Annotated in this window: 19 protein-coding genes; 14 read left to right on the forward strand and 5 right to left on the reverse strand. The window is 72.0% G+C overall.

What is annotated here, in order from left to right:
- Window positions 1–195 precede the first annotated feature (195 nt).
- From ACIBST_RS38800 to ACIBST_RS38835, 8 genes are all read left to right on the forward strand, one after another.
- Window positions 196–1,605, forward strand: a complete 1,410-nt coding sequence (locus tag ACIBST_RS38800) for an aldehyde dehydrogenase family protein (protein ID WP_397178539.1) — start codon at window positions 196–198, stop codon at window positions 1,603–1,605.
- Window positions 1,598–2,395 carry a 2-keto-4-pentenoate hydratase gene (locus ACIBST_RS38805; protein WP_397178540.1) on the forward strand — a complete coding sequence of 266 codons (798 nt, stop codon included), beginning with the start codon at window positions 1,598–1,600 and terminating at the stop codon, window positions 2,393–2,395. Before ACIBST_RS38800 ends, ACIBST_RS38805 begins: the two co-directional genes overlap by 8 nt.
- Window positions 2,392–2,817, forward strand: coding sequence for a RidA family protein (locus tag ACIBST_RS38810; protein ID WP_397155475.1), 426 nt, complete (start codon window positions 2,392–2,394; stop codon window positions 2,815–2,817). Before ACIBST_RS38805 ends, ACIBST_RS38810 begins: the two co-directional genes overlap by 4 nt.
- Window positions 2,814–3,329, forward strand: coding sequence for a 3-hydroxyanthranilate 3,4-dioxygenase (locus tag ACIBST_RS38815; protein WP_397178541.1), 516 nt, complete (start codon window positions 2,814–2,816; stop codon window positions 3,327–3,329). The genes ACIBST_RS38810 and ACIBST_RS38815 overlap by 4 nt, the downstream gene beginning before the upstream one ends.
- Before the next feature lie 65 nt (window positions 3,330–3,394).
- On the forward strand, window positions 3,395–4,489 hold the full coding sequence (locus ACIBST_RS38820; RefSeq protein ID WP_397178542.1) for an ABC transporter substrate-binding protein: 1,095 nt from the start codon (window positions 3,395–3,397) through the stop codon (window positions 4,487–4,489).
- 12 nt (window positions 4,490–4,501) lie between these two features.
- Window positions 4,502–5,698: a kynureninase gene (gene kynU, locus ACIBST_RS38825; protein ID WP_397178543.1), complete on the forward strand. Its 1,197-nt coding sequence runs from the start codon at window positions 4,502–4,504 to the stop codon at window positions 5,696–5,698.
- 122 nt (window positions 5,699–5,820) lie between these two features.
- The gene (locus ACIBST_RS38830) at window positions 5,821–7,017 is read left to right on the forward strand and encodes a serine hydrolase domain-containing protein (RefSeq protein WP_397178544.1); all 1,197 of its coding nucleotides are present in this window, start codon (window positions 5,821–5,823) and stop codon (window positions 7,015–7,017) included.
- A 212-nt stretch (window positions 7,018–7,229) separates the two neighbouring features.
- Window positions 7,230–7,838 (forward strand): LysE family translocator, encoded by a 609-nt coding sequence (locus ACIBST_RS38835; protein WP_397178545.1) that lies wholly within the window; start codon window positions 7,230–7,232, stop codon window positions 7,836–7,838.
- On the opposite strand, the gene ACIBST_RS38840 is transcribed toward ACIBST_RS38835, so the two are convergent.
- Complete coding sequence (locus tag ACIBST_RS38840) at window positions 7,818–8,192, reverse strand: MmcQ/YjbR family DNA-binding protein (RefSeq protein WP_397178546.1); 375 nt, start codon at window positions 8,190–8,192, stop codon at window positions 7,818–7,820. The two genes, ACIBST_RS38835 and ACIBST_RS38840, sit on opposite strands and share 21 nt — an antisense overlap.
- A gap of 33 nt (window positions 8,193–8,225) precedes the next feature.
- A complete protein-coding gene (locus ACIBST_RS38845; RefSeq protein ID WP_397178547.1) occupies window positions 8,226–9,272 on the reverse strand; it encodes a DUF2293 domain-containing protein in 1,047 nt (348 codons plus the stop codon).
- A 107-nt stretch (window positions 9,273–9,379) separates the two neighbouring features.
- On the opposite strand from ACIBST_RS38845, the gene ACIBST_RS38850 reads away from it, so the two are divergent.
- Window positions 9,380–10,183 carry an FKBP-type peptidyl-prolyl cis-trans isomerase gene (locus ACIBST_RS38850; RefSeq protein WP_397178548.1) on the forward strand — a complete coding sequence of 268 codons (804 nt, stop codon included), beginning with the start codon at window positions 9,380–9,382 and terminating at the stop codon, window positions 10,181–10,183.
- Window positions 10,184–10,190: 7 nt separating this feature from the next.
- Here ACIBST_RS38850 and ACIBST_RS38855 read toward each other — a convergent pair whose 3' ends face one another.
- Window positions 10,191–11,099 carry a M23 family metallopeptidase gene (locus ACIBST_RS38855; RefSeq protein ID WP_397178549.1) on the reverse strand — a complete coding sequence of 303 codons (909 nt, stop codon included), beginning with the start codon at window positions 11,097–11,099 and terminating at the stop codon, window positions 10,191–10,193.
- 115 nt (window positions 11,100–11,214) lie between these two features.
- Here ACIBST_RS38855 and ACIBST_RS38860 point away from each other — a divergent pair, with 115 nt between their 5' ends.
- Window positions 11,215–13,896: a BTAD domain-containing putative transcriptional regulator gene (locus ACIBST_RS38860; protein WP_397178550.1), complete on the forward strand. Its 2,682-nt coding sequence runs from the start codon at window positions 11,215–11,217 to the stop codon at window positions 13,894–13,896.
- Between the two features lie 8 nt (window positions 13,897–13,904).
- On the opposite strand, the gene ACIBST_RS38865 is transcribed toward ACIBST_RS38860, so the two are convergent.
- Window positions 13,905–15,251, reverse strand: a complete 1,347-nt coding sequence (locus ACIBST_RS38865; RefSeq protein ID WP_397178551.1) for an NERD domain-containing protein — start codon at window positions 15,249–15,251, stop codon at window positions 13,905–13,907.
- Window positions 15,252–15,312: 61 nt separating this feature from the next.
- On the opposite strand from ACIBST_RS38865, the gene ACIBST_RS38870 reads away from it, so the two are divergent.
- The 3 genes from ACIBST_RS38870 (at window position 15,313) to ACIBST_RS38880 (ending at window position 17,200) form a co-directional block, all read left to right on the forward strand.
- On the forward strand, window positions 15,313–15,930 hold the full coding sequence (locus ACIBST_RS38870; protein ID WP_397178552.1) for a DJ-1/PfpI family protein: 618 nt from the start codon (window positions 15,313–15,315) through the stop codon (window positions 15,928–15,930).
- Complete coding sequence (locus tag ACIBST_RS38875; protein WP_397178553.1) at window positions 15,927–16,451, forward strand: MarR family winged helix-turn-helix transcriptional regulator; 525 nt, start codon at window positions 15,927–15,929, stop codon at window positions 16,449–16,451. Before ACIBST_RS38870 ends, ACIBST_RS38875 begins: the two co-directional genes overlap by 4 nt.
- A 482-nt stretch (window positions 16,452–16,933) precedes the next feature.
- Window positions 16,934–17,200, forward strand: coding sequence for a hypothetical protein (locus ACIBST_RS38880; protein WP_352322992.1), 267 nt, complete (start codon window positions 16,934–16,936; stop codon window positions 17,198–17,200).
- Between the two features lie 240 nt (window positions 17,201–17,440).
- Here ACIBST_RS38880 and ACIBST_RS38885 read toward each other — a convergent pair whose 3' ends face one another.
- A complete protein-coding gene (locus tag ACIBST_RS38885) occupies window positions 17,441–17,929 on the reverse strand; it encodes a C40 family peptidase (protein WP_397178554.1) in 489 nt (162 codons plus the stop codon).
- A 398-nt stretch (window positions 17,930–18,327) separates the two neighbouring features.
- On the opposite strand from ACIBST_RS38885, the gene ACIBST_RS38890 reads away from it, so the two are divergent.
- A complete protein-coding gene (locus ACIBST_RS38890) occupies window positions 18,328–18,594 on the forward strand; it encodes a hypothetical protein (RefSeq protein ID WP_352322994.1) in 267 nt (88 codons plus the stop codon).
- Window positions 18,595–18,995: the final 401 nt, after the last annotated feature.

Raw genomic sequence — 18,995 nt, forward strand, 5'->3', positions numbered from 1 at the left:
CCATCATCCCGGGCGGCCGAGGGGTACCGGAAGATGTCTGTATGGACAGGTCCGCCAGGGGCCCGGCCGAGGGGTGGCTCAGTGTCACCGGCGCCACCGAGGCCTGACGGGCCCGCGCGGTTCCCGCCCCCGCCGGACTGTTGTCTGACCGTCGCCCGACGATCTATACCGGGAGTGAGGCTAGAGGAGGCTGCTGTGCTGACCCATTTCATCGGCGGGCTGCCGGTGGCGGCGGGCAACGCGTTCCCGGTCCACGACCCGGTGACGGGCGCGGTGATCAGGCAGGTGCACGAGGCCGATCCTGAGGTGGTCGACCGGGCGGTGCGCGCGGCCAGGGAGGCGGCGCGCGACTGGGCGGGGCTGCCGGTGGCCGAGCGGGCCGGATGGCTGCGCCGCCTGGCCGAGGGCATCGAGGTCCGCTTCGACGACCTGGTCACGGCCGAGATCGCCGACACCGGCAAGCCGCTCGGCCAGACCCGCACGCTCGACGTGCCGCGCGGCATCGCGAACTTCCGCGCGTTCGCCGAGATCGCCTCCCAGCGCCCCGACGACGCCTTCCACCTCGCCGGCGTGCTGAGCTACACCGTGCGCAGGCCGCTCGGCGTGGTCGCCGTGATCGTGCCGTGGAACCTGCCGTTCCTGCTCATGACGTGGAAGCTGGCCCCCGCCCTCGTCGCCGGCAACACCGTGGTGGTCAAGCCGTCGGAGCACACGCCCGGCTCGGCCGCGGTCTTCGCCGAGATCTGCGCCGAGGCCGGCCTGCCGCCGGGCGTGGTCAACATCATCTTCGGGCACGGCCCGGCGGGCCAGCTCCTCGTCGAGCACCCGGGCGTGGACGGCGTGACGTTCACCGGCTCGACCGCGACCGGGACGCAGATCATGAAGACGGCCGCCGACCGGGTCAAGCCGATCTCGTTCGAGCTGGGCGGCAAGAACGCGGGCCTGGTCTTCGAGGACTGCGACCTGGGCAGGGCCGTCGAGGGCACGGTGAAGTCGGTGTTCACCAACGGCGGCCAGGTGTGCCTGTGCACCGAGCGGCTCTACGTCGAGCGGCCGATCTTCGAGGACTTCTGCGGCCTCCTGGCCGCGCGCGCCCAGGAGGTCGAGCCGCAGCCGATGATCTCGGCCGGGCATCGGGAGAAGGTGCTGTCCTACTACGCCCTGGCCCGCTCGGAGGGGGCCAAGGTGCTCACGGGGGGCGGCGTCCCGACGTTCGGCGACCACCGCGATTCCGGATATTTCGTGGAACCGACGGTAATGACAGGGTTGTCGGAGTGGTCCCGCTTCAATCGAGAGGAGATCTTCGGTCCCGTGTGCCACGTGGCTCCTTTCGACAGCGAGGCCGAGGCGATCGACCTGGCCAACGGCAGCGAGTACGGCCTGGCCGCCACCCTCTGGACCACCAACCTCGACCGCGCCCATCGCGTGGCCCAGCGTCTGGAGGCGGGGCTGGTCTGGGTCAACACCTGGTACCTGCGCGACCTGCGCACCCCGTTCGGCGGCGTGAAGCTGTCGGGCATCGGCAGGGAGGGCGGCACGCAGTCGCTCGACTTCTACTCCGAGCCCACCACGATCACCATCAAACTGGAGCAACCCGATGCATGACGAATGGTCCCTGGCCGTCGACACCCGGGGTCAGGCCGCCGAGCGGCTCGTCGAGGCCGCACGTACCGGAAAGCCCTGCGCGCCGCTCACGGACCTCATCACCACAGTGGCCGACGCCTACGCGGTGCAGGACATCAACACCCGGCGGGCGCTGGCCGAGGGCCGGCGGCCGGTGGGCCGGAAGATCGGCGCCACCAACCCGCTGCTGCAGCGGAAGTTCGGCATCGACCAGCCCGACCACGGCATGCTCTTCGCCGACATGGCCGAGCTCGACGGCCGGCCCATCAAGGTGGAGCGGTTCCTGCAGCCGCGCGCCGAGGCCGAGGTCGCGCTCGTGTTCGGCAGCGACCTGACCGAGGGGCCGTTCACGCTGGTGGACGTGATCAGGGCGGTGGAGTTCGCGCTGCCCGCCATCGAGATCGCCGACTCGCGCATCGCCGACTGGGACATCACGATCGCCGACACCGTCGCCGACAACGCCTCCTCCGGCGCGTACGTGCTGGGCGCCACGCCGAAGCGGCTGACCGACCTCGACCTCGGCGCGGCGGCGATGACGATGACCCGCGACGGCGAGGAGGTCTCGGCCGGATCCGGAGCCGCGTGCATGGGCAACCCGCTGAACGCCGCCCTCTGGCTGGCCGGCGCGCTGGCCGCCACCGACCGCCCGCTGCGCGCCGGGGACGTCGTCCTGACCGGCGCGCTCGGCCCGGTCGTGCCGGTAGAGGCCGGGAACGTGTTCGAGGCCAGGATCGAGGGGCTCGGCTCGGTGCGGGCGGTGTTCGGCGCGTGAGCCGCGAGGCCATCCGCGTCCCCGGCAAGGCCGTGCCCCGGGGACGGTTCCCGCACGTCAAGCGCGCGGGCGACTTCCTGTACGTCTCCGGCACCAGCTCCCGCCGGCCCGACGGCACCTTCGCGGGCGCCCGCGCCGACCGGTTCGGCGTCACCGACCTGGACATCCGCGCCCAGACGCGGGCGGTCATCGAGAACGTCGGCGACCTGCTCACGGCCGCCGGAGGCTCGCTCGCGGATCTCGTACAGATCACCACGTACCTGGTAAACATGAACGACTTCAAGGGCTACAACGAGGTGTACGCCGAATTCTTCGACGAGGAGGGTCCGACCAGGACCACGGTGGCGGTGCATCAGCTCCCGCACCCGCACCTGCTCATCGAGATGCAGGCCGTCGCCTACCATCCACAGGAGCGACCATGATTCCCCCCATTGACTTCACCAAGTGGATCGACGAGCACGCCCACCTGCTCAAGCCGCCGGTCGGCAACAAGGTGGTCTTCGAGGGGGCCGAAGACTTCATCGTGATGGTGGTCGGCGGGCCCAACTCCAGGACCGACTTCCACGTCGATCCGTACGAGGAGCTGTTCTACCAGGTGCGCGGCAACATGCACGTCAACGTGGTGACCGAGAACGGCCCCGAGACCGTGCACGTCAGGGAGGGCCAGATGTGGCTGCTGCCGGCGCGCATGCCGCACTCGCCGCAGCGCCCGGAGGCGGGGTCCGTCGGGCTGGTGGTGGAGCGCATCAGGCCCGAGGGCGAGCTGGAGAGGTTCCAGTGGTACTGCGCCGAGTGCGGCGCCAAGGTCCACGAGGTCGAGCTCCAGGTGCGCGACATCGTCAAGGACCTGCCGCCGGTCTTCGAGGCGTTCTACGGCGACGAGAAGGCCCGCACGTGTGACCGGTGCGGCGCGCTGCACCCCGGCAAGGGATAGCTGGCCACCGGCGCCCGCACGCCGCGCGTGCCCGGGGCGTCGGGCGAGGGCTGAAGGGGGCTCCCATGCGCGTTGCCGTGCTGGGGCTGGTCGCGCTGATGGTCGCCGGCTGCGGCGGCGCGGTGCCCCTCGCCGCGGAGGACGAGCCCGTACGGGTCGGCGCGATCATCTCGCAGACCGGCGTGTACGCCACCCTCGGCGACGACATGGAGACCGCCATGCGGCTCTACCTGGACGACCACCACGGCCTGCTCGGCGGCCGGCCGGCCCGGCTGGTCGTGGCCGACGACGCCAGCAGCCCGGAGATCGGCGCGGAGCAGGCCAGGAAGCTGATCGACGGCGGGGCCGACGTGCTCACCGGCCTGATCGCCTCGCCGGTCGCCGTCTCGGTGGTCAAGGAGGCGGCCGGCACCCCGGTGGTGATCGCGAACGCGGGCGCCGACCAGCTCGGCGGGCCCGGCGTCTTCCGGGTGTCCTACACCAACCGCGCCCACGGCTACGCGGCCGGCCGGTACGCCGCCGAGCACTACGCCGGCCAGGACGTGGTGCTCATGGCCTCCGACTACTCCGCGGGCACCGAGACCCTGACCGGCTTCGCCGAGGGATACGGCGCCGGGCCGCTCAGGCGCATCCTGACGCCGTTCGGCGGGCAGGCCGACCTGGAGCCGTACCTGGCGCGCATACCGCGCGAGGCGCGGCTTCTGTACGCCTTCTACGCGGGCGGGGAGGCGGTCGCGTTCGTCAAGGCGTTCAAGCGGTTCGGCTACGATGCCAGGATCAAGCTGCTGGCCTGCCAGAACCTGGCCGACGAGGACGTCCTGCGCGCGGTCGGCCGGGACGCCGAGGGCATGGTCAGCGTCGGGCTCTGGTCGCCCGCGCTGGAGAACCCGGCCAACGCCGCGTTCGTGGCGGGGTGGCGGGCGCGCACCGGGCGGAACCCGTCCGCGGTCGCGCTCCAGAGCTGGGACGCGATGCGGCTGATCGACCGGGCGGCGGCCGCCGGCGGCGACCTGACGAAGGCGCTGGCCGGGGTGGGGGAGCTCGACGGCCCGCGGGGGCCGCTCCGGCTGGACTCGGCCCACAATCCGGTGCAGAACTGGTACGTCCGCGAGTACCAGAATGGTGTAAACCGGATAATCGCCACCATCTCACCCCCGTAAGGAGCACAACCCGTGCTGGACCGCGACGCCTGCCTCGCCCTCGACGCCGACGATCCGCTGCGGCCGTTCAAGGACGAGTTCGTCCTGCCCGAAGGGGTCGTCTACCTCGTGGGCAACTCGCTCGGCGCGATGCCCCGCCGCGCCGCCGAACGGGTGCGCCGCACGGTCGAGGACGAGTGGGGCGGCCAACTGGTCGGCGGCTGGAACGCGGCCGGCTGGTACGACCAGCCGCTGACCGCCGGCGACCGGCTCGCGCCGCTGATCGGGGCCGGCCCCGGCCAGGTCGTCGTGGGCAACACCACCACGATCGCCGCCTACCAGGCGCTGGCCGCCGCCGTACGGCTGCGCCCCGGCCGCAAGGTGATCGTCTCCGACCCGCGGAACTTCCCCACCGACCACTACATCGCCCAGGGCCTGGCCCGGCTGCTCGGCGACTACGAGGTGCGCGACTACGCCGAGGGCCGCTTCGACGACGCGGCCGTGGTGCTGCTGTCGGAGGTGGACTACCGCACCGGCGCCAGGCGGCACGTGCCCTCGGTGACCGCCCAGGTCCAGGCGGCCGGGGCGCTCATGGTCTGGGACGTGTGCCACAGCGTCGGCGCCATGGAGGTGGACGTGTCGCAGGCCGACTTCGCGGTCGGGTGCACGTACAAGTACCTCAACGCCGGACCCGGCGCGCCCGCCTTCCTCTACGTCAACCCGCGCCACCACGCCACCGCCGAGAACGTGCTGTCCGGCTGGCACGGCCACGCCGAGCCGTTCGCCTTCGAGACCGGCTACCGCCCGGCCGAGGGCATCCGGCGCTTCGCGGTCAGCACGCCGCACGTGGTGTCCTTCGCCGCGCTGGAGGCGGCGCTGGACATCTGGGAGCGGGTGCCCATGGCCCAGGTGCGGGCCAAGAGCGTCGCGCTGACCTCGCTCTTCGTCGACCTGGTCGGCGACGCGCTCAAGCCGGTCTCGCCCGCCGAGCCGGACGCGCGCGGCAGCCAGGTCTGCTTCCACCACCCGGACGGCTACCCGGTCATGCGGGCCCTCATCGACCGGGGGGTGCACGGCGACTTCCGCGCGCCCGACGTCCTGAGGTTCGGCTTCGCGCCGCTCTACATCGGCTACGCCGACGTCCACGACGCGGCCACCACGCTGCTGGAGGTGCTGGACAAGGAGCTGTGGCGGGACGAGCGGTACGCCCGGCGGCTCGCGGTCACCTGATCGGGCGAGTCCCCTCCCTCCTGAGAGCGAGCCGGAAGATCGCCGTCGTCGGCGATCCGCCGCCAGGGGGTCCCTGGCCAGGATTGTCCCATCGAAAGCCGATGTGACCTGGAGAGATCCCCATGAAGCGCACCCGTCTCGCCGCCGCCGTCCTGGCCCTGTCCGCCCTGTCCGCCCTGTCCGTGAGCGCCCCCGCCCTCGCCCACGCGGAGGCAGGCGCCCACAGCGCCGCCGCCGTCCAGGTGCCGCCGATCAACGAGGCGGCGCTGCGCAAGAGCATCGCCGGGCTGCCCGCGGCCGACGCCACCGCGGCCGAGGTCAGGGTCAGCGGCTCGGCCGGCTCCTGGCACGGCGTCTCCGGCGTGACCGATCTGCGCGGCAAGCACCCGGCCAGGGAGGGGGCCAGGTTCCGGGCGGGCAGCGTGACCAAGGTGCTGACCACGGCGGTCGTGCTCCAGCTCGTGGCCGAGGGCAGGGTCTCCCTCGACCGCACGGTCCAGGACTACCTGCCGGGGCTGCTGCCCGCCGACTACCCGCCGGTCAAGCTGGCCCAGGTGCTCAACCACACCAGCGGCCTGCCCGCGCCGAAGTCGGAGGGCGGCTTCGAGCGGGTCTACGCCGACCGCCTCAAGACGATCACCCCGCGGGAGTACGTCCGCCAGGCCGTGCTCAATCCGATCGAGTTCACCCCCGGGAGCAAGCAGCACTACCTCAACATCAACACCTTCGTCGAGGGCCTGGTGATCGAGAAGGTCACCGGCAGGTCGTACGAGCGGGAGGTCGGCGCCCGGATCCTGCGCCCGCTCGGCATGAACCAGAGCTACTTCCCCGGCACGTCCGTCAAGATCCACGGTCGGCACAACCAGGGCTACCAGGTCGTCCCCAAGGGCTTCCCCGACTCCTTCCCCTACGGCGGCGGGTACGTCGTGGACGTCACCGAGATGGAGGTCACCTCCACCTGGGCCTCCGGCGACCTCATCTCCACCGCCGCCGACCTGGAGAAGTTCACCACGGCACTGTTCGGCGGCCGGGTCGTGCCCGCGGAGCAGCTGAAGCCCATGTTCACCGTGCCGAAGGTGACCATGTACGGCACCGACGACGAGCCGGCCCACTACACCTCGGGCCTGACCGAGCTGACGTTGCCCGGCGGCATCGTCGCGTACGGCAAGACCGGCGCCCGCTACGGCAGCTCCACCGGCATCGGCGCCACCCAGGACCTGAGCCGCGTCGTGGTCTACTCGGTCAACTCCACCGACGCCAAGGCCCAGGGCCAGAACGAACGCGGCCTCGGCATCGCCCTGGCGGCCTTCGCCGAATAGAGGCGGCCCTCGCCGGACGGATCAGGGACCTCACGGTGGCTTTCGTCACAGAGGTCCCTTATCGCCTTCCTTGGCGTATTTCGGCAAACTGATCCAGATATCATGGCCGGTGCCCACAAGGCACTGACGATGTTCGCCCGCGTGACCGTGCGACCGCCGCACACCCGGCGGGTCGGGCGGGAGCGCGCCCCCAGCTCCGGGAGACCCCCGCCATGCTGCTGACCTTCGCGGTCACGACGCTCATCATGATCATGATCCCCGGCCCCGACGCGGCCCTGATCATGCGCAACTCCCTCGCCCACGGCCGCGTGGCCGGCCTGCTGACCATGCTCGGCGGCCTGCTGGGCCTGTCCGTGCACGCCGCGGCCGCCGCGGTCGGCCTGTCGGCGCTGCTGGCCGCCTCGCCCACCGCCTTCACCGTGGTGCGCGCCCTCGGCATCTGCTACCTGCTCTGGCTCGGGGTGCACGCCCTGCTGTCGAGCCGGAACCGGGCCAAGGCCGTGGAGGGCGCCGCGCCCCCGACCGGCTCGCCGCTCGTGCACGTGCGCAGGGGGCTGCTGTCGAACCTGCTCAACCCCAAGGTGCTGCTGCTCTTCGTGACCTGGCTGCCGCAGTTCCTGCCCGGCCACGGCGACACCCTGGGCCGGGCCCTGCTGCTGTCGGCCATCATCGCCGTGCTGTACGTGCTCTGGTTCAGCCTCTACAACGTGATCATCGACCGGGTGAGCGCGCTGCTGCGCAGGCCCCGGGTGCGGGCCAGGGTCGAGCGGGTGACCGGGGTGCTGCTGGTCGCCTTCGCGCTACGGCTCGCCGTCCAGTAGCTTGACCGCCCGCTTCGGGGCGATGGTCCGGTAGCTCTCCTCGACCCAGTCGAGCAGCACGTCGGTCTCGGGCAGCGCCGACAGGAACGGCACGGTCACCCAGCCGGCCCTGCCCAGGCCGTACCCGCTGGGGGCCGCGCCCTCGACGGTCAGCGCGTGGCCGTGCGCCTCCGACAGCAGCTTCACGCCGAACGTCGGGGCCCACTTCTCCGTCTGCTCGTCCAGGCCGAGGAACAGGAAGACCTTCTTGTTGACCTTGATGACCGTCTCGCCCCACGGATGGTCCTCGTGGGTCTCGGGCAGCCCCAGCGCGAAGGCCCGCAGTTCCGCACGTACGGTGTGCCAGTCGTCCATGGGATGGACGGTACCGAAGGCGGGCCCGCGCGGTCACCGGGGCGGTCGCCGGAACTCCGCGAGCCTGGCCTCGATGGCGTCCCTGATCCGGTCCCTGGCCTCCATCCGCGGGACGCCGGACATGAGCAGGCGGTCGTAGTCGGTGTCGAGGTGCCGGACCGACGCGATCACCGCCAGCGTGATGGCGTTCTCGTCCAGCGCCCTGGCCGCCGCCGTCCTGCCCACCCGGCCGCTGCCGCGCCGGCCGGCGTGCTCGGCGATCTCGCGGGCCCGCCCGTCCGGGCAGCCCGGGAACAGCCGGGCGATCTCGGCCGCCATCGCCGCCTGGAAGGCGACGTCCTGCTCGGCCCTGCGCACCTGGTCGCGCTCGCGGCGGCGCAGCCGCGCCTCCTCGTCGGCCAGGCAGCGCTCCTCGGCCGCGGCCAGCGCGCCCTCCTCGACCAGGACGCCCTGGCGCTGGTAGACCTTGCGCCGCCGGTTGTACCGGACGACCACCGCCGACAGCGCGCTCTCCTGCTTGGCCCGCCGGCTGAGCGCCGCGTTCCCCGACGGCAGGAACACCAGGTGGTCCAGGTCGGCGCAGCTCAGGCAGTGGGGCCGGTCGTCCTCCATGATCAGGTACGGCCCGGTGTCGCCGCAGGACGCGCACGTCCACGGGTCCTCCGAGACCACGGCCACCAGGTCGGGGGCCTTGCTCTGCCGCTCGGTGAGCCGCCGCACCCGGGCCTCGCTCAGATCGGGCGAGAGCCAGTGGACGCGGAAGGCGTCCTGCCCGTCGCCGGAGGTGAAGCGCAGGTCGCGCCGGTCGCGGGTGCCGGCCACGTACGGCGTGTCCACCGGCCTGAGCCCCTTGGCCAGGGCCCATTCCCGCAGCAGCCCGGCCGTGACGAGCAGCCGCTCCTCGTCGACCGCGGCCAGCTCGGCCAGCGTGCCGGCGCGGCCCTGCCGCCAGAGGTCCACGTGCCGGGACCGCAGCCAGCGCAACCCCGTCACCACGTCGATGAACGTCACGTAGTGGCGGGTGGTCAACGCGATCTCGGCTGCTTCTGCGACCCTGCGGGCCAGGTTGGGCTTGCTCACGCGGTCCAGTCTCCCGCGCCCTTTGTCGTGAGATGGCGAGACCCGCAGCTTTCCTTTTGGCGATCGCGGCAAGTAACCCCTTCGGATCTGGCATCTTGGGGGAAATCGTGCGCCTGCTCTGGCCTGCCGTACTCATGCTGGCCACCTCGTGTGGCGTCGCCGAGGATGGCTCGCAGCCCGTCGTGACGGGCGCGTTCGGCAGCAAGCCCGTCGTCGCCATACCTCGGGGGAAGCCGGGACGCACGCCGCGGATCACGGTGCTCTCCATGGGCAACGGCCGGCGTACGGTCCCGGGGGACGTCGTGCTCGCCGACGTGGACATCCGGCGATGGTCGGGAAACAAGCCGTATCTCAGCACCTACGACGGCAACCAGCCCACCACGGTCGTCTTCGACGGCAGGCAGGTCTCCGAGACCTGGCGGGCCTCGCTCATCGGCAGGCCGGCCGGCAGCCGGGTGATGCTGGTCAGCCCGGCGTCGGAGGCCCTGGGCCCGAACGTGCCGCTGACCGGCGTCTCGCCGGCCGACACGCTGGTGGTGGTCTTCGACATCCTCGGCGGCTACCCGCCCGACGCGCGGCTCGTCGGGCGGGCCCTGCCGGCGATCCCGTCCGACCTGCGGCCGGACTCCCCGCCCCGGACCCTCATCGACGGTTCGGGACGGGACGTCACGGCGGGTTCCAAGGTGGTCATCCAGTACGTGGCCGCGTCCTGGCCGTCCCGCACGGTGGTGGACTCGTCCTACCGGAAGGGCGGTCCCAGCGCCTTCACGCTCAGGCCCGGCTCGGTGCCGCCCGCCTGGCTGGAGGCGCTGGTCGGCAGCCAGGTCGGCAGCCGGCTGGCCGTGGGGTCCCCGGGGGACAGGCCCATGCTGTACGTGATCGACGTCCTCGACACGATCACGCCTGCCTGAGCCGGCCTCAGCCGCAGTGCTCGAACGGGCTGTCGTAGGCCGAGGCGCCCGCCTTGCCGCCCCACTTGACGCACGTGTTCGCGGCCGCGGCGTAGACCGGGCCGGCGTAGTAGCCGTAGCTGCCGGAGTCCGTCTTCCTGGTGCTGCCCTGCACCTCCAGGTAGGCGGTCGTCGCGGTCGGCGTGCCGAGCGACTTCGCCTTCATGGTGACCACGCAGTTGTTGCCGTTGGAGTTGTTGTAGAGCAGGTAGACGGTCCCGTCGCTGCCGAGCCCGGCCGAGTCGATCACGTCGTACCCGGCGCCGCAGGCCTCCTGCGGCGTGTACGGGTTGCTGGACCCGCCGCAGTTCTTCGAGCTCAGCGTCTGCACCGGGTAGCCGAAGGTGACGCCGTTGAAGACGGCCTTCTGGATGTTCGACGGGTAGCTGGTGCCCAGCCGCACCTCGTAGTGCAGGTGGGGGCTGATGTTGTTGCCCGGCTTGCTGGTGTTGCCGACCGTGCCGATCTGCTGGCCCTGCGAGACGGACTGGCCGGCGCTGACCAGCCGGGTGTTCAGGTGGGCGTAGTAGGTGGACCAGCCGCCGCCGTGGTCGATCTTGACGAGGTTGCCGTAGCCGTTGGTCGAGCCCTGGTGCGCCGAGATCGCCACCGTTCCCGAGGCGGCGGCCACGACCGGGTCGCCGAGGTCGGCGTCGGCGGTGCTGCCCCGGTTGAAGTCGATCTCCCACGACTGGTGGGCGCTGCTCGCGCTGGAGTTGCCGGTCCAGGTCTGGCCGCAGGGGAACGGCATCTGGAAGTTCGTGGCGAGGAGCTGCGCCTGCGCGGACTCCGGCTCCGGGTCGGCGAAGGCGGGGGCCGTCGTGCCGAGGCCGAGTAACAATGCCAGGCCGGCGACCATTGATCGGCTGAGCTTCATGGGGTGATCCTTTCCAGTGGGATCTGTGACACCAGAGTCCGCATTGGCCGCACAAGAATCATCCAGAACCGATACAAAGAGCTGTCAGATCTCCCGTAAAGGGGCTGATGCTGTCATGACGGTCACCTTCCACGTCCTCGGCCCGCTGGAGATCCGCTCCGCCGGCCGTCCCCTACGGATCTCCGGCGGCAAACCCCGCATGCTGCTGGCCACGTTGCTGCTGGAGGCGGGGCAGGTGGTCGGCGCCGACCGGCTCGCCGAGGTGCTCTGGCCGGGGCGTCCGCCGCGGTCGGCGCTGGCCAACGTGCGCACCTACGTCAGCTCGCTGCGGTCCCAGCTCGGCCCGGTCGGCCTGCGCGCCGCCGGGGCCGGCTACACGATCGACGTCGCCGACGGCGCGCTCGACCTGCGCCTGTTCGAGGAGCTGGCCCGGCGGGGCGACTACGACGCGGCCCTCGCCCTCTGGCGCGGCGCGCCGCTGAGCGACCTGCCGGGCAGCCCGGTCTGGGACCGCCGGATCGAGCACCTCCACCGGCTGCGGCTGCGCGCCGCCGAGTCGCTGATCGAGCGGCGCCTCAAGGCCGGCGACCACGACGGCGCCGCCGACGAGCTGCGCGGCCTGCTGGTCGAGCACCCCTACCGGGAGGACCTGTGGGGCCGGCTGCTGCTCGCCCTGCACCGCGGGGGCCGCAAGGCCGAGGCGCTGCGCACGTACGCGGCGGTCCGCGACCAGCTCGTGGACGAGCTCGGCGTCGAGCCGGGGGCCGAGCTGCGCGGCGCGTACGAGCTGATCCTGGCCGACGAGGGCCGCGCGGCGCCGGCCGTGCCCCGGCAGCTCCCGCCCGACCTGCCGGACTTCATCGGCCGGGCCGCCCCCCTGGCCGCGCTGGCCGGGACGTTCTCGGTCGCGGTGATCTCCGGCCCGCCCGGCGCGGGCAAGTCGGCGCTGGCCGTGCACGCCGCCCACCGCCTGCGCCCTGCCTTCCCCGCCGGGCAGCTCTACCTGGAGCTGGGCGGCCGGGCGCCGGGCGAGCTGCTGGCCGAGGCGCTGCGGGCGCTCGGCGTGACCGGCGCGCCGCCGACGCCCGGCGAGCGGTCGGCGCTGCTGCGGTCGCTGCTGGCCGAACGCCCGATGCTGGTCCTGCTGGACGACGCCCGCGACGCCGCCCAGGTACGCCCGCTGCTCCCCGGCAACGACAGCGCCGTGATCGTGACCAGCAGACGGCGGATCACCGAGCTGCCCGGCGCGCTGCGCGTCGAGCTCGGCGAGCTGTCGCCGGAGGAGTCGCTGGCGCTGCTCGGCGGCGTCGCCGGGGCCGAGAGGGTGGCCCGCGAACCGGCCGACGCCCTGGCCGTCGTCGCGCTGTGCGGCGGCTCGCCCCTGGCGGTCCGGGCCGCCGGAGCCCGGCTGGCGGCCCGGCCCGGCTGGTCGCTGTCGGTGCTGCGCGAGCGGCTTGAGGAGGACTGGCTGGCCGAGCTCAAGGAGGTGCGGGCCTGCCTCGACGCCGGGTACCGCGGGCTGCCGGCGGAGGCCGCCCGTACCCTGAGCGCGCTCGGCGTCCTCGGGCCGGCCGCCGGGGCGCAGCCGGGCTGGGTGGTGGACGCGGCACTCGGCCGGCACGGCGCGCACGACGTCACCGACCTGCTCGTGGACGTCCACCTGCTGGACCCGGTCGGCACCGACGACGTCGGCCAGCCGCGCTACCGGGTGCCCGACCTCGTCGGCAGGCACGCCCGCGACCGCGCCCCCGACCGCGCCGCGCTGGCCCGGGTGCTGGCGGCCTGGACGGCCACCACGGAGCACGCCATGGCCCGCCTGCCCACCACCGTCTTCAGCCTCACCGCGGCCAGGGCGGCCAGGTGGCGGCTGCCCGCGCGCACGCTCGACCGGCTCACCGCCGACCCGATCACCTGGTTCGAGTCGGAGCACGAGGCGCTGGCCGGAGCCGTGGACCTGGCGGCCGAGCTGGGCCTGGCCGAGTCGGCATGGGGGCTGGCCGCCGCCATGGTGCCCTACCTGGACCTGCACTGTCACCTCGGCACCTGGCGCCGTACGCACACCGCCGCCCTGGCCGCCGCCCGCGCCGCCGGCGACCGGTACGGCGAGGCCGCCATGCTCAGGGGCCTGGCCCAGGTCAGCCTCTACCAGGACCGGTACGAGGAGTCCGCCGAGGGCTTCGCCCTCTCCCGCCAGATATTTCACGAAATAGGGGACGTCAGGGCCGAGGCGACCTCGATCTGCGGGCTCGGCGCCGTGAACCAGTTCCGCGGCCGGCACCTCCAGTCGCTCGGGCACCTGCGCCGGGCGCTGGCCATGTTCGTCGCCTCAGAGGACCGGCACGGCGAGGCGTTCGCCCGGCAGGCCATCGGCCGGGCCTGCCTGACCTCGGGCGACCTCGTCCAGGCGGCGGAGTCGCTCGGCGCGGCCATGCGGCTGGCGCAGGAGCTCGGGGACGCCCACCGGGAAGGCTGCGTGTGCCTCCAGATGGGCCGGCTGCACCAGGCGATGTCGTTCCACCGGCACGCCCTGGAGATCTTCGAGTCGCTCGGCGACCGGCACTGCGGGGCGTACGCGCTGCAGAGCCTCGCGGGCCTCCAGGCGGCGCGCGGCGACCTGACCCGCGCCTCGACCGGCCTCGAACGCTCGCTGGAGGTCTTCCAGGAGCTCGGCGACCGCAGCGGTGAGGCGTCGGCCACCCAGCTGCTCGGCGAGCTGCACCGCTCGGCCGGACGCACCGGCCTGGCCCTCGACTACCTCAGGCACGCCAGCGCCCTGCGCCGCAGCCTGCCGGCCTGAGGAGGACGTCAGGGGCCGGAGACCAGACGGCGGACCAGCCGCCGCAGCCGCGACTGCTGCAACGGCACGCCCTGGAGCGCGTCGAGCGCCTCGGCGGCGGTCGGCCGCTTGGCCGGGGAGTGGTCGAGCATCCGGCGCACCACGTCGGGGACGTCGGGACCGTGGGCGTCGGAGCTGGTCGGGAGCTGCCCGGTGAGCAGCTGGTAGGCGATGGCCCCCGCCGCGTAGACGTCGGACGCGGTGGTCATCCGGTCGGGACGCTCCTGGCACTCGGGCGCCACGTAATGGGCGTCGAGCACGTTGCCCAGCTCGTGGGCGACCGTGTAGTTGCGCGGGCCCGGCTTGGCGTAGTCGAAGCCGGTCAGCACCGCGTGCCCGTCGTCGGTGACCAGCACGCAGCCAGGGGTGAGCGCCCGGTGGACGACGCCGTTGGCGTGCGCGTGCGCGAGCCCGCGCAGCAGGTCCTGGATCACGCCCAGCCGGGCCCCCTTGCCCAGCGACAGGTGCAGCGCCTCGCCGTGGACGTCGTCGAGCACCAGCACGAACCGGCTCTCGTCGTCGATGGCGAAGAAGTCGCGCGAGCGCACGACGCACGGATGGGGCGGGATGCGGGCCAGCGACTGGTAGGCGTTGGCGATGCGCTGGCGCTCGGCGGCCCGCGCCTCCTGGTCGGCCAGCGGGTCGGCCTGGTAGACGCGCAGCAGCACGGTCTCGCTGCCCGGCAGCGTGGCGTTGAACGCGCGGTATTCGGTGACCTTGGCGTCGCCGCCGAGCTGCTCCTCGACCTCCCAGTTGCCGAACCTGGGCGGCGCGGTGCTGCGGCGCACGGTCTGGTTGAGCGCGTCGAGCACCGCCGTCAGGTAGGGCCGCACGTCGGGGCTGCATCCCCGCCTGACCCGCGAGACGTCGCCCAGCGTGGCCACCAGGCCGGGCAGGTCGGTGACGTTGGGGGCGTCGCGGCCGGCCTGGTCGACCAGCTCGGCGTCGGGCGAGGTGAGCACGACCAGGCTGTCGACGTAGACGCGTTCGAGCTGGGTGGCCCTGGACACCAGCAGGCCCTTGAGCGCCTTGGCCGTGCCCCGCAGCTTGGTCACCGGAGAGCCGAACGCCTCCCGGCGCGGCGGGTACCAGCGGGTGCCGGACACCTCGATGCGGCCGCGGGTGCCCTTGACGTCGACGACCACGAGCGAGTGGGCGGTCAGCACGAGCAGGTCGACCTCGAACACGTCGTCGCCGCGCGGGACCTCGACGTTGTGCAGCAGCAGCCAGTCGGCGGGGGCGTGGTCGCGCAAGTAGGAGATCACGCGCCGTTCGGCGTCGTTGACCGGCCGTCCTCCGCCGACGATCTGTGCCATGGCGCCTATCCTCGCACGGTTCTCCATTGACAACATGCTGTCGAAATGACAGCATATTGTCATGAAGGGAATCATTCACCACGCCGTCTACGACACCTTCGCCGACTGGGAGACCGGGCACGCGACCGCCCATCTGCGCAGCGGGCGCTTCCAGCGCGAGCCGGGGGCGTACGAGATCGTCAACGTCGGCCTGACCGGCGAGCCCGTCGTCAGCATGGGCGGCCTGCGGGTCACCCCGGGCCTCGCGCTCGACCGGCTCACGCCCGAGGGCAGCTCGCTGCTCATCCTGCCGGGGGCCGACCTGTGGGACGCGGGTGACGAGCTGGCGCCCTTCGCCCGCAAGGCGCGCGAGTTCCTGGAGGCGGAGGTGCCGGTGGCGGCCATCTGCGGCGCCACGGCCGGCCTCGCCCGCGAGGGCCTGCTCGACGAGCGCGACCACACCAGCGCGGCGCTGCCGTACCTGGGGGCCCAGCGGGGCTACGCCGGAGCCGGGCGCTACCAGGAGACGGACGCCGTGCTCGACGGCGACCTGGTCACCGCCGGCCCCACCGAGCCCGTCGCCTTCGCCCGGGAGATCTTCCGCCGGCTCGACGTCTACCGGCCCGACGTCCTCGACGCCTGGTACCGCCTGTTCGGCGAGAGCGACGCCTCGGCGTTCGAGGTGCTGATGGCCGCATGACCCCCGCCGGCGGCCCCGCCCCCGAAGATCACCCCGCCCGCCGCGACGGGGGCGGTGGCGGAAGCGGTGACGGCGGGGAGAGCGTGGCGGCCGAGCTGCTGTCCGGTCTGGCTCTGGCCTCGTTCCGGCTCAACGGCCAGTTCCTGCACGTGGCCGAGGAGCTGGCCAGGCCGGCGGGCATGACGGCGGCCTGGTGGCAGGTGCTGGGCGCGGTCCTGGGGGAGCCGCTGCCCGTGGCGGGGATCGCCCGGGTGATGGGCATGACCCGCCAGGGGGTGCAGCGGATCGCCGACCTGCTGGTGGAGAGGGGCCTGGCCGAATACCGGCCCAACCCCGCCCACCGCCGCGCCAAGCTCCTCCAGCCGACGGAGGCGGGCCGCGAGGCGGTCGCCGGGATCGTCCCGGGCCACCGTGACTTCGCCGAGCGCCTGGTGGACGTGCTCGGCCACGACGCCGCCCGCGAATCCCTGGCCGCCCTCCACCGCCTGACCAGCGCCCTCGATCACCTGATCACCCCCTGACCCGGCCCCCACCCCGCTCCCTCCCGCTCCTTGGGGAGGGAGCGGTTTTGGTGCGGGCCGTTCTCGCCGTCCGGCCGGGGAGGGGACGCCGGGCTCGGCCGCCGTCCGGTAATAGCGGAACCGTCCGGCGGGGCAATCACCTGGATAACCAATGGCGCCCCGGGTGCGCCGTTCGTCGTAGGTCGTTCCTCAAGTTTCGGGTGATCGTTGCCTGAACGGCCGGGCACGAACGCCCCAACATCACCGCCGGAAGGCCAAAAGAATCCCGTTCGCCGGGCAGCCGCACCGGGATATATGCAGTGCCCCGTCGATGAGCGCGGAAACCGAGTGCCAAGAAATCGAGGCGTCCCCTTGACCTTCGTTAGGGCTTTCCGAGTTGCGATTTTCGCTGCCTGCCGCGATGGTTATTTGCGGCACCTCACAGCCCTGCACAAACGACCATGGCGCACAAATTCAGCGCCGATCCATGGAGGAAAGCAAACATGATCCGTCGCATTCTGGCCGGTGCAGCTATCGCGGTCACCGCTCTCGGCTTCTCCGCCTCCGCCGCGTCCGCCGACGTCGGCCCCAACCCGTACAACAACGGGCAGAGCATCCTGAGCCAGCTGAGCATCCTCGACGACCTGACGGCGCTGAACGATGTCGCCAACGACTCCATCAAGTACATCGACATCCTCACCCTGCTGCACCTGAACGACATCGAGGCCAACGTCCTCAACAACCAGGACAAGTACGGCGACAACAACTGAGCCTCCTCGCGTGGCGTAGGCAGGAAGACGATCGGCGACCCGCGGGAGAATGCGCGGAGCCGCCCGGCCAAGGTCGCCTTCCTGGTGCCTTGAGGTGGACCGAAAGTACGGGCCGTGGCATTTCGCGAGGCCACGGCACGGGCTTGGTGCGCACCGAGCTCTGAACGCCTCGCGGCCCAGGACGATCACTGCAGGACGACCTGGGCCGCGGGGCTCACGCGTAGGCGCACCAGGCTCGGCCTAGGCGTCGGAGCGGCCCGGGCTCGGGCGTACGACGCCCAGGAAGCGCGGCCGTTCCAGCGCGTCGAGCCGGACGAACTCGCCGCTGAAGGGCGCGTGCACGATCTGCGTGCCGTCCACCGCGAGCGCCACGTGCTCGGGGCCGGGGGTGTCGACGTCGCTGTCGTAGAACACCAGGTCCCCGGGCTGGATCTCCTCCCGCGGTATCCGGATCCCGGACCGCCACTGCTCGTACGTCGTCGTCCCGATGGCCACGCCGGCCCGCGCCCACGCGTACTCGGTGAGGCCCGAGCAGTCGAATCCCCAGGTCCTGGCCCCTTTGCCGATTCCGAATCCGGGGCCGCCCGGACCGCCGCCGCCCCACGAGTACGGGACGCCGATCATCTCGATCGCCGCCCGCAGCGCGATCGAGCCGGCCGCCGACCGGACGGCCGGAGCCTGCGCGCGGCACCCGTGCGGATGGCAGCCCACAGCGCCCTGCGCGGGCATCGAATGGGAAACGCACACAATGGTGTGCGCCAATGCAATTGCCAACAAGCGCAGTAGTCCGTTCATGGCATATTCGGCACCCCCGCGTGGCCGGCCGTGCCACCGTCACGGCACGGCGTTTCAAGCGACTTCTCCCGATTACCTGCTCCGGGAGTATGGGGATAAAACAACCCGCCGTGCCCGACGAGTCACATTATTTCGGGGCATTTCGGGATGTCTTTCGCCCGGCCGACGGCCAAGGAATAAGTGCGGGTACTTGACTTTGGCTTAGCATATTTTCCTTGCGGCCCACCGCGACCCCACGAGATCGTTATTCGCGAAAATCCTGCCACTCGGGAGGCGGGTAATAAATGATGACGCGCACCGCTGCGCCGATTCCGATGAAAGGGAAGTAAAAAATGATGCGTCGCATTCTCACCGGTGCAGCCATCGCCGGCGCGCTGTTCGGGTTCACCGCCACGAGCGCCTCGGCCGACGTCGGCCCCAACGCCTACAACGGCGGCAAGGCCATCCTGAGCCAGCTGTCCATCCTGGACGACCTGACGCTGGCCAACGACGTCCTCAACGACTCCGTCAAGTACATCGACGTCCTCACCGCCCTGCACCTCCAGGACATCGAGCTCAACGTCCTGGACGCCCAGAGCAACTACGGCGACAACAACTGAGACCGCTTGACCGGCGGCGGCCCGTCCGCGCGCCCGTCAGGCTGACCTGAAGGCGTTCCGGCAGCCACGACCCTCGTGGCGGCACCTTGCCGAACGCCTCTGGATCGGCCGCGGCGGGACACGTGCGGGCCCCGCCACGAGGACGGTCCGAAGCCGGCCCAGCCCTGCGTGCTGGGCCGGCTTCGTGCGTCTGCGGGGACCGGTGCAGCCCTTCATTATTGGGCTGCAATTCGGTCATATTCTCCTGAACATCACATAGTGAAACATACTTCGTGTAATCTGGTTTCGGGTTAATCGTCAGCGCGGCGAAGGAACCGCGACCTCCTCAGGGCGGCCACCACGGCCGGGGGGAACCTGACGGTCATCCCACCGGCAACCCCCTGTCCATAGCTGTTGGGGGG

The organism is Nonomuraea sp. NPDC049684, assembly GCF_044465345.1.
GTDB lineage: Bacteria > Actinomycetota > Actinomycetes > Streptosporangiales > Streptosporangiaceae > Nonomuraea.

Bases quoted from the DNA above. Each gene is read 5' to 3' on its own strand.
- ACIBST_RS38805 (WP_397178540.1), top strand. From the start codon at position 1,598: ATGCATGACGAATGGTCCCTGGCCGTCGACACCCGGGGTCAGGCCGCC.
- ACIBST_RS38815 (WP_397178541.1), top strand. From the start codon at position 2,814: ATGATTCCCCCCATTGACTTCACCAAGTGGATCGACGAGCACGCCCAC.
- ACIBST_RS38820 (WP_397178542.1), top strand. From the start codon at position 3,395: ATGCGCGTTGCCGTGCTGGGGCTGGTCGCGCTGATGGTCGCCGGCTGC.
- ACIBST_RS38830 (WP_397178544.1), top strand. From the start codon at position 5,821: ATGAAGCGCACCCGTCTCGCCGCCGCCGTCCTGGCCCTGTCCGCCCTG.
- ACIBST_RS38835 (WP_397178545.1), top strand. From the start codon at position 7,230: ATGCTGCTGACCTTCGCGGTCACGACGCTCATCATGATCATGATCCCC.
- ACIBST_RS38840 (WP_397178546.1), bottom strand. From the start codon at position 8,192: ATGGACGACTGGCACACCGTACGTGCGGAACTGCGGGCCTTCGCGCTG.
- ACIBST_RS38855 (WP_397178549.1), bottom strand. From the start codon at position 11,099: ATGAAGCTCAGCCGATCAATGGTCGCCGGCCTGGCATTGTTACTCGGC.
- ACIBST_RS38860 (WP_397178550.1), top strand. From the start codon at position 11,215: ATGACGGTCACCTTCCACGTCCTCGGCCCGCTGGAGATCCGCTCCGCC.
- ACIBST_RS38865 (WP_397178551.1), bottom strand. From the start codon at position 15,251: ATGGCACAGATCGTCGGCGGAGGACGGCCGGTCAACGACGCCGAACGG.
- ACIBST_RS38870 (WP_397178552.1), top strand. From the start codon at position 15,313: ATGAAGGGAATCATTCACCACGCCGTCTACGACACCTTCGCCGACTGG.
- ACIBST_RS38875 (WP_397178553.1), top strand. From the start codon at position 15,927: ATGACCCCCGCCGGCGGCCCCGCCCCCGAAGATCACCCCGCCCGCCGC.
- ACIBST_RS38880 (WP_352322992.1), top strand. From the start codon at position 16,934: ATGATCCGTCGCATTCTGGCCGGTGCAGCTATCGCGGTCACCGCTCTC.
- ACIBST_RS38885 (WP_397178554.1), bottom strand. From the start codon at position 17,929: ATGCCCGCGCAGGGCGCTGTGGGCTGCCATCCGCACGGGTGCCGCGCG.
- ACIBST_RS38890 (WP_352322994.1), top strand. From the start codon at position 18,328: ATGATGCGTCGCATTCTCACCGGTGCAGCCATCGCCGGCGCGCTGTTC.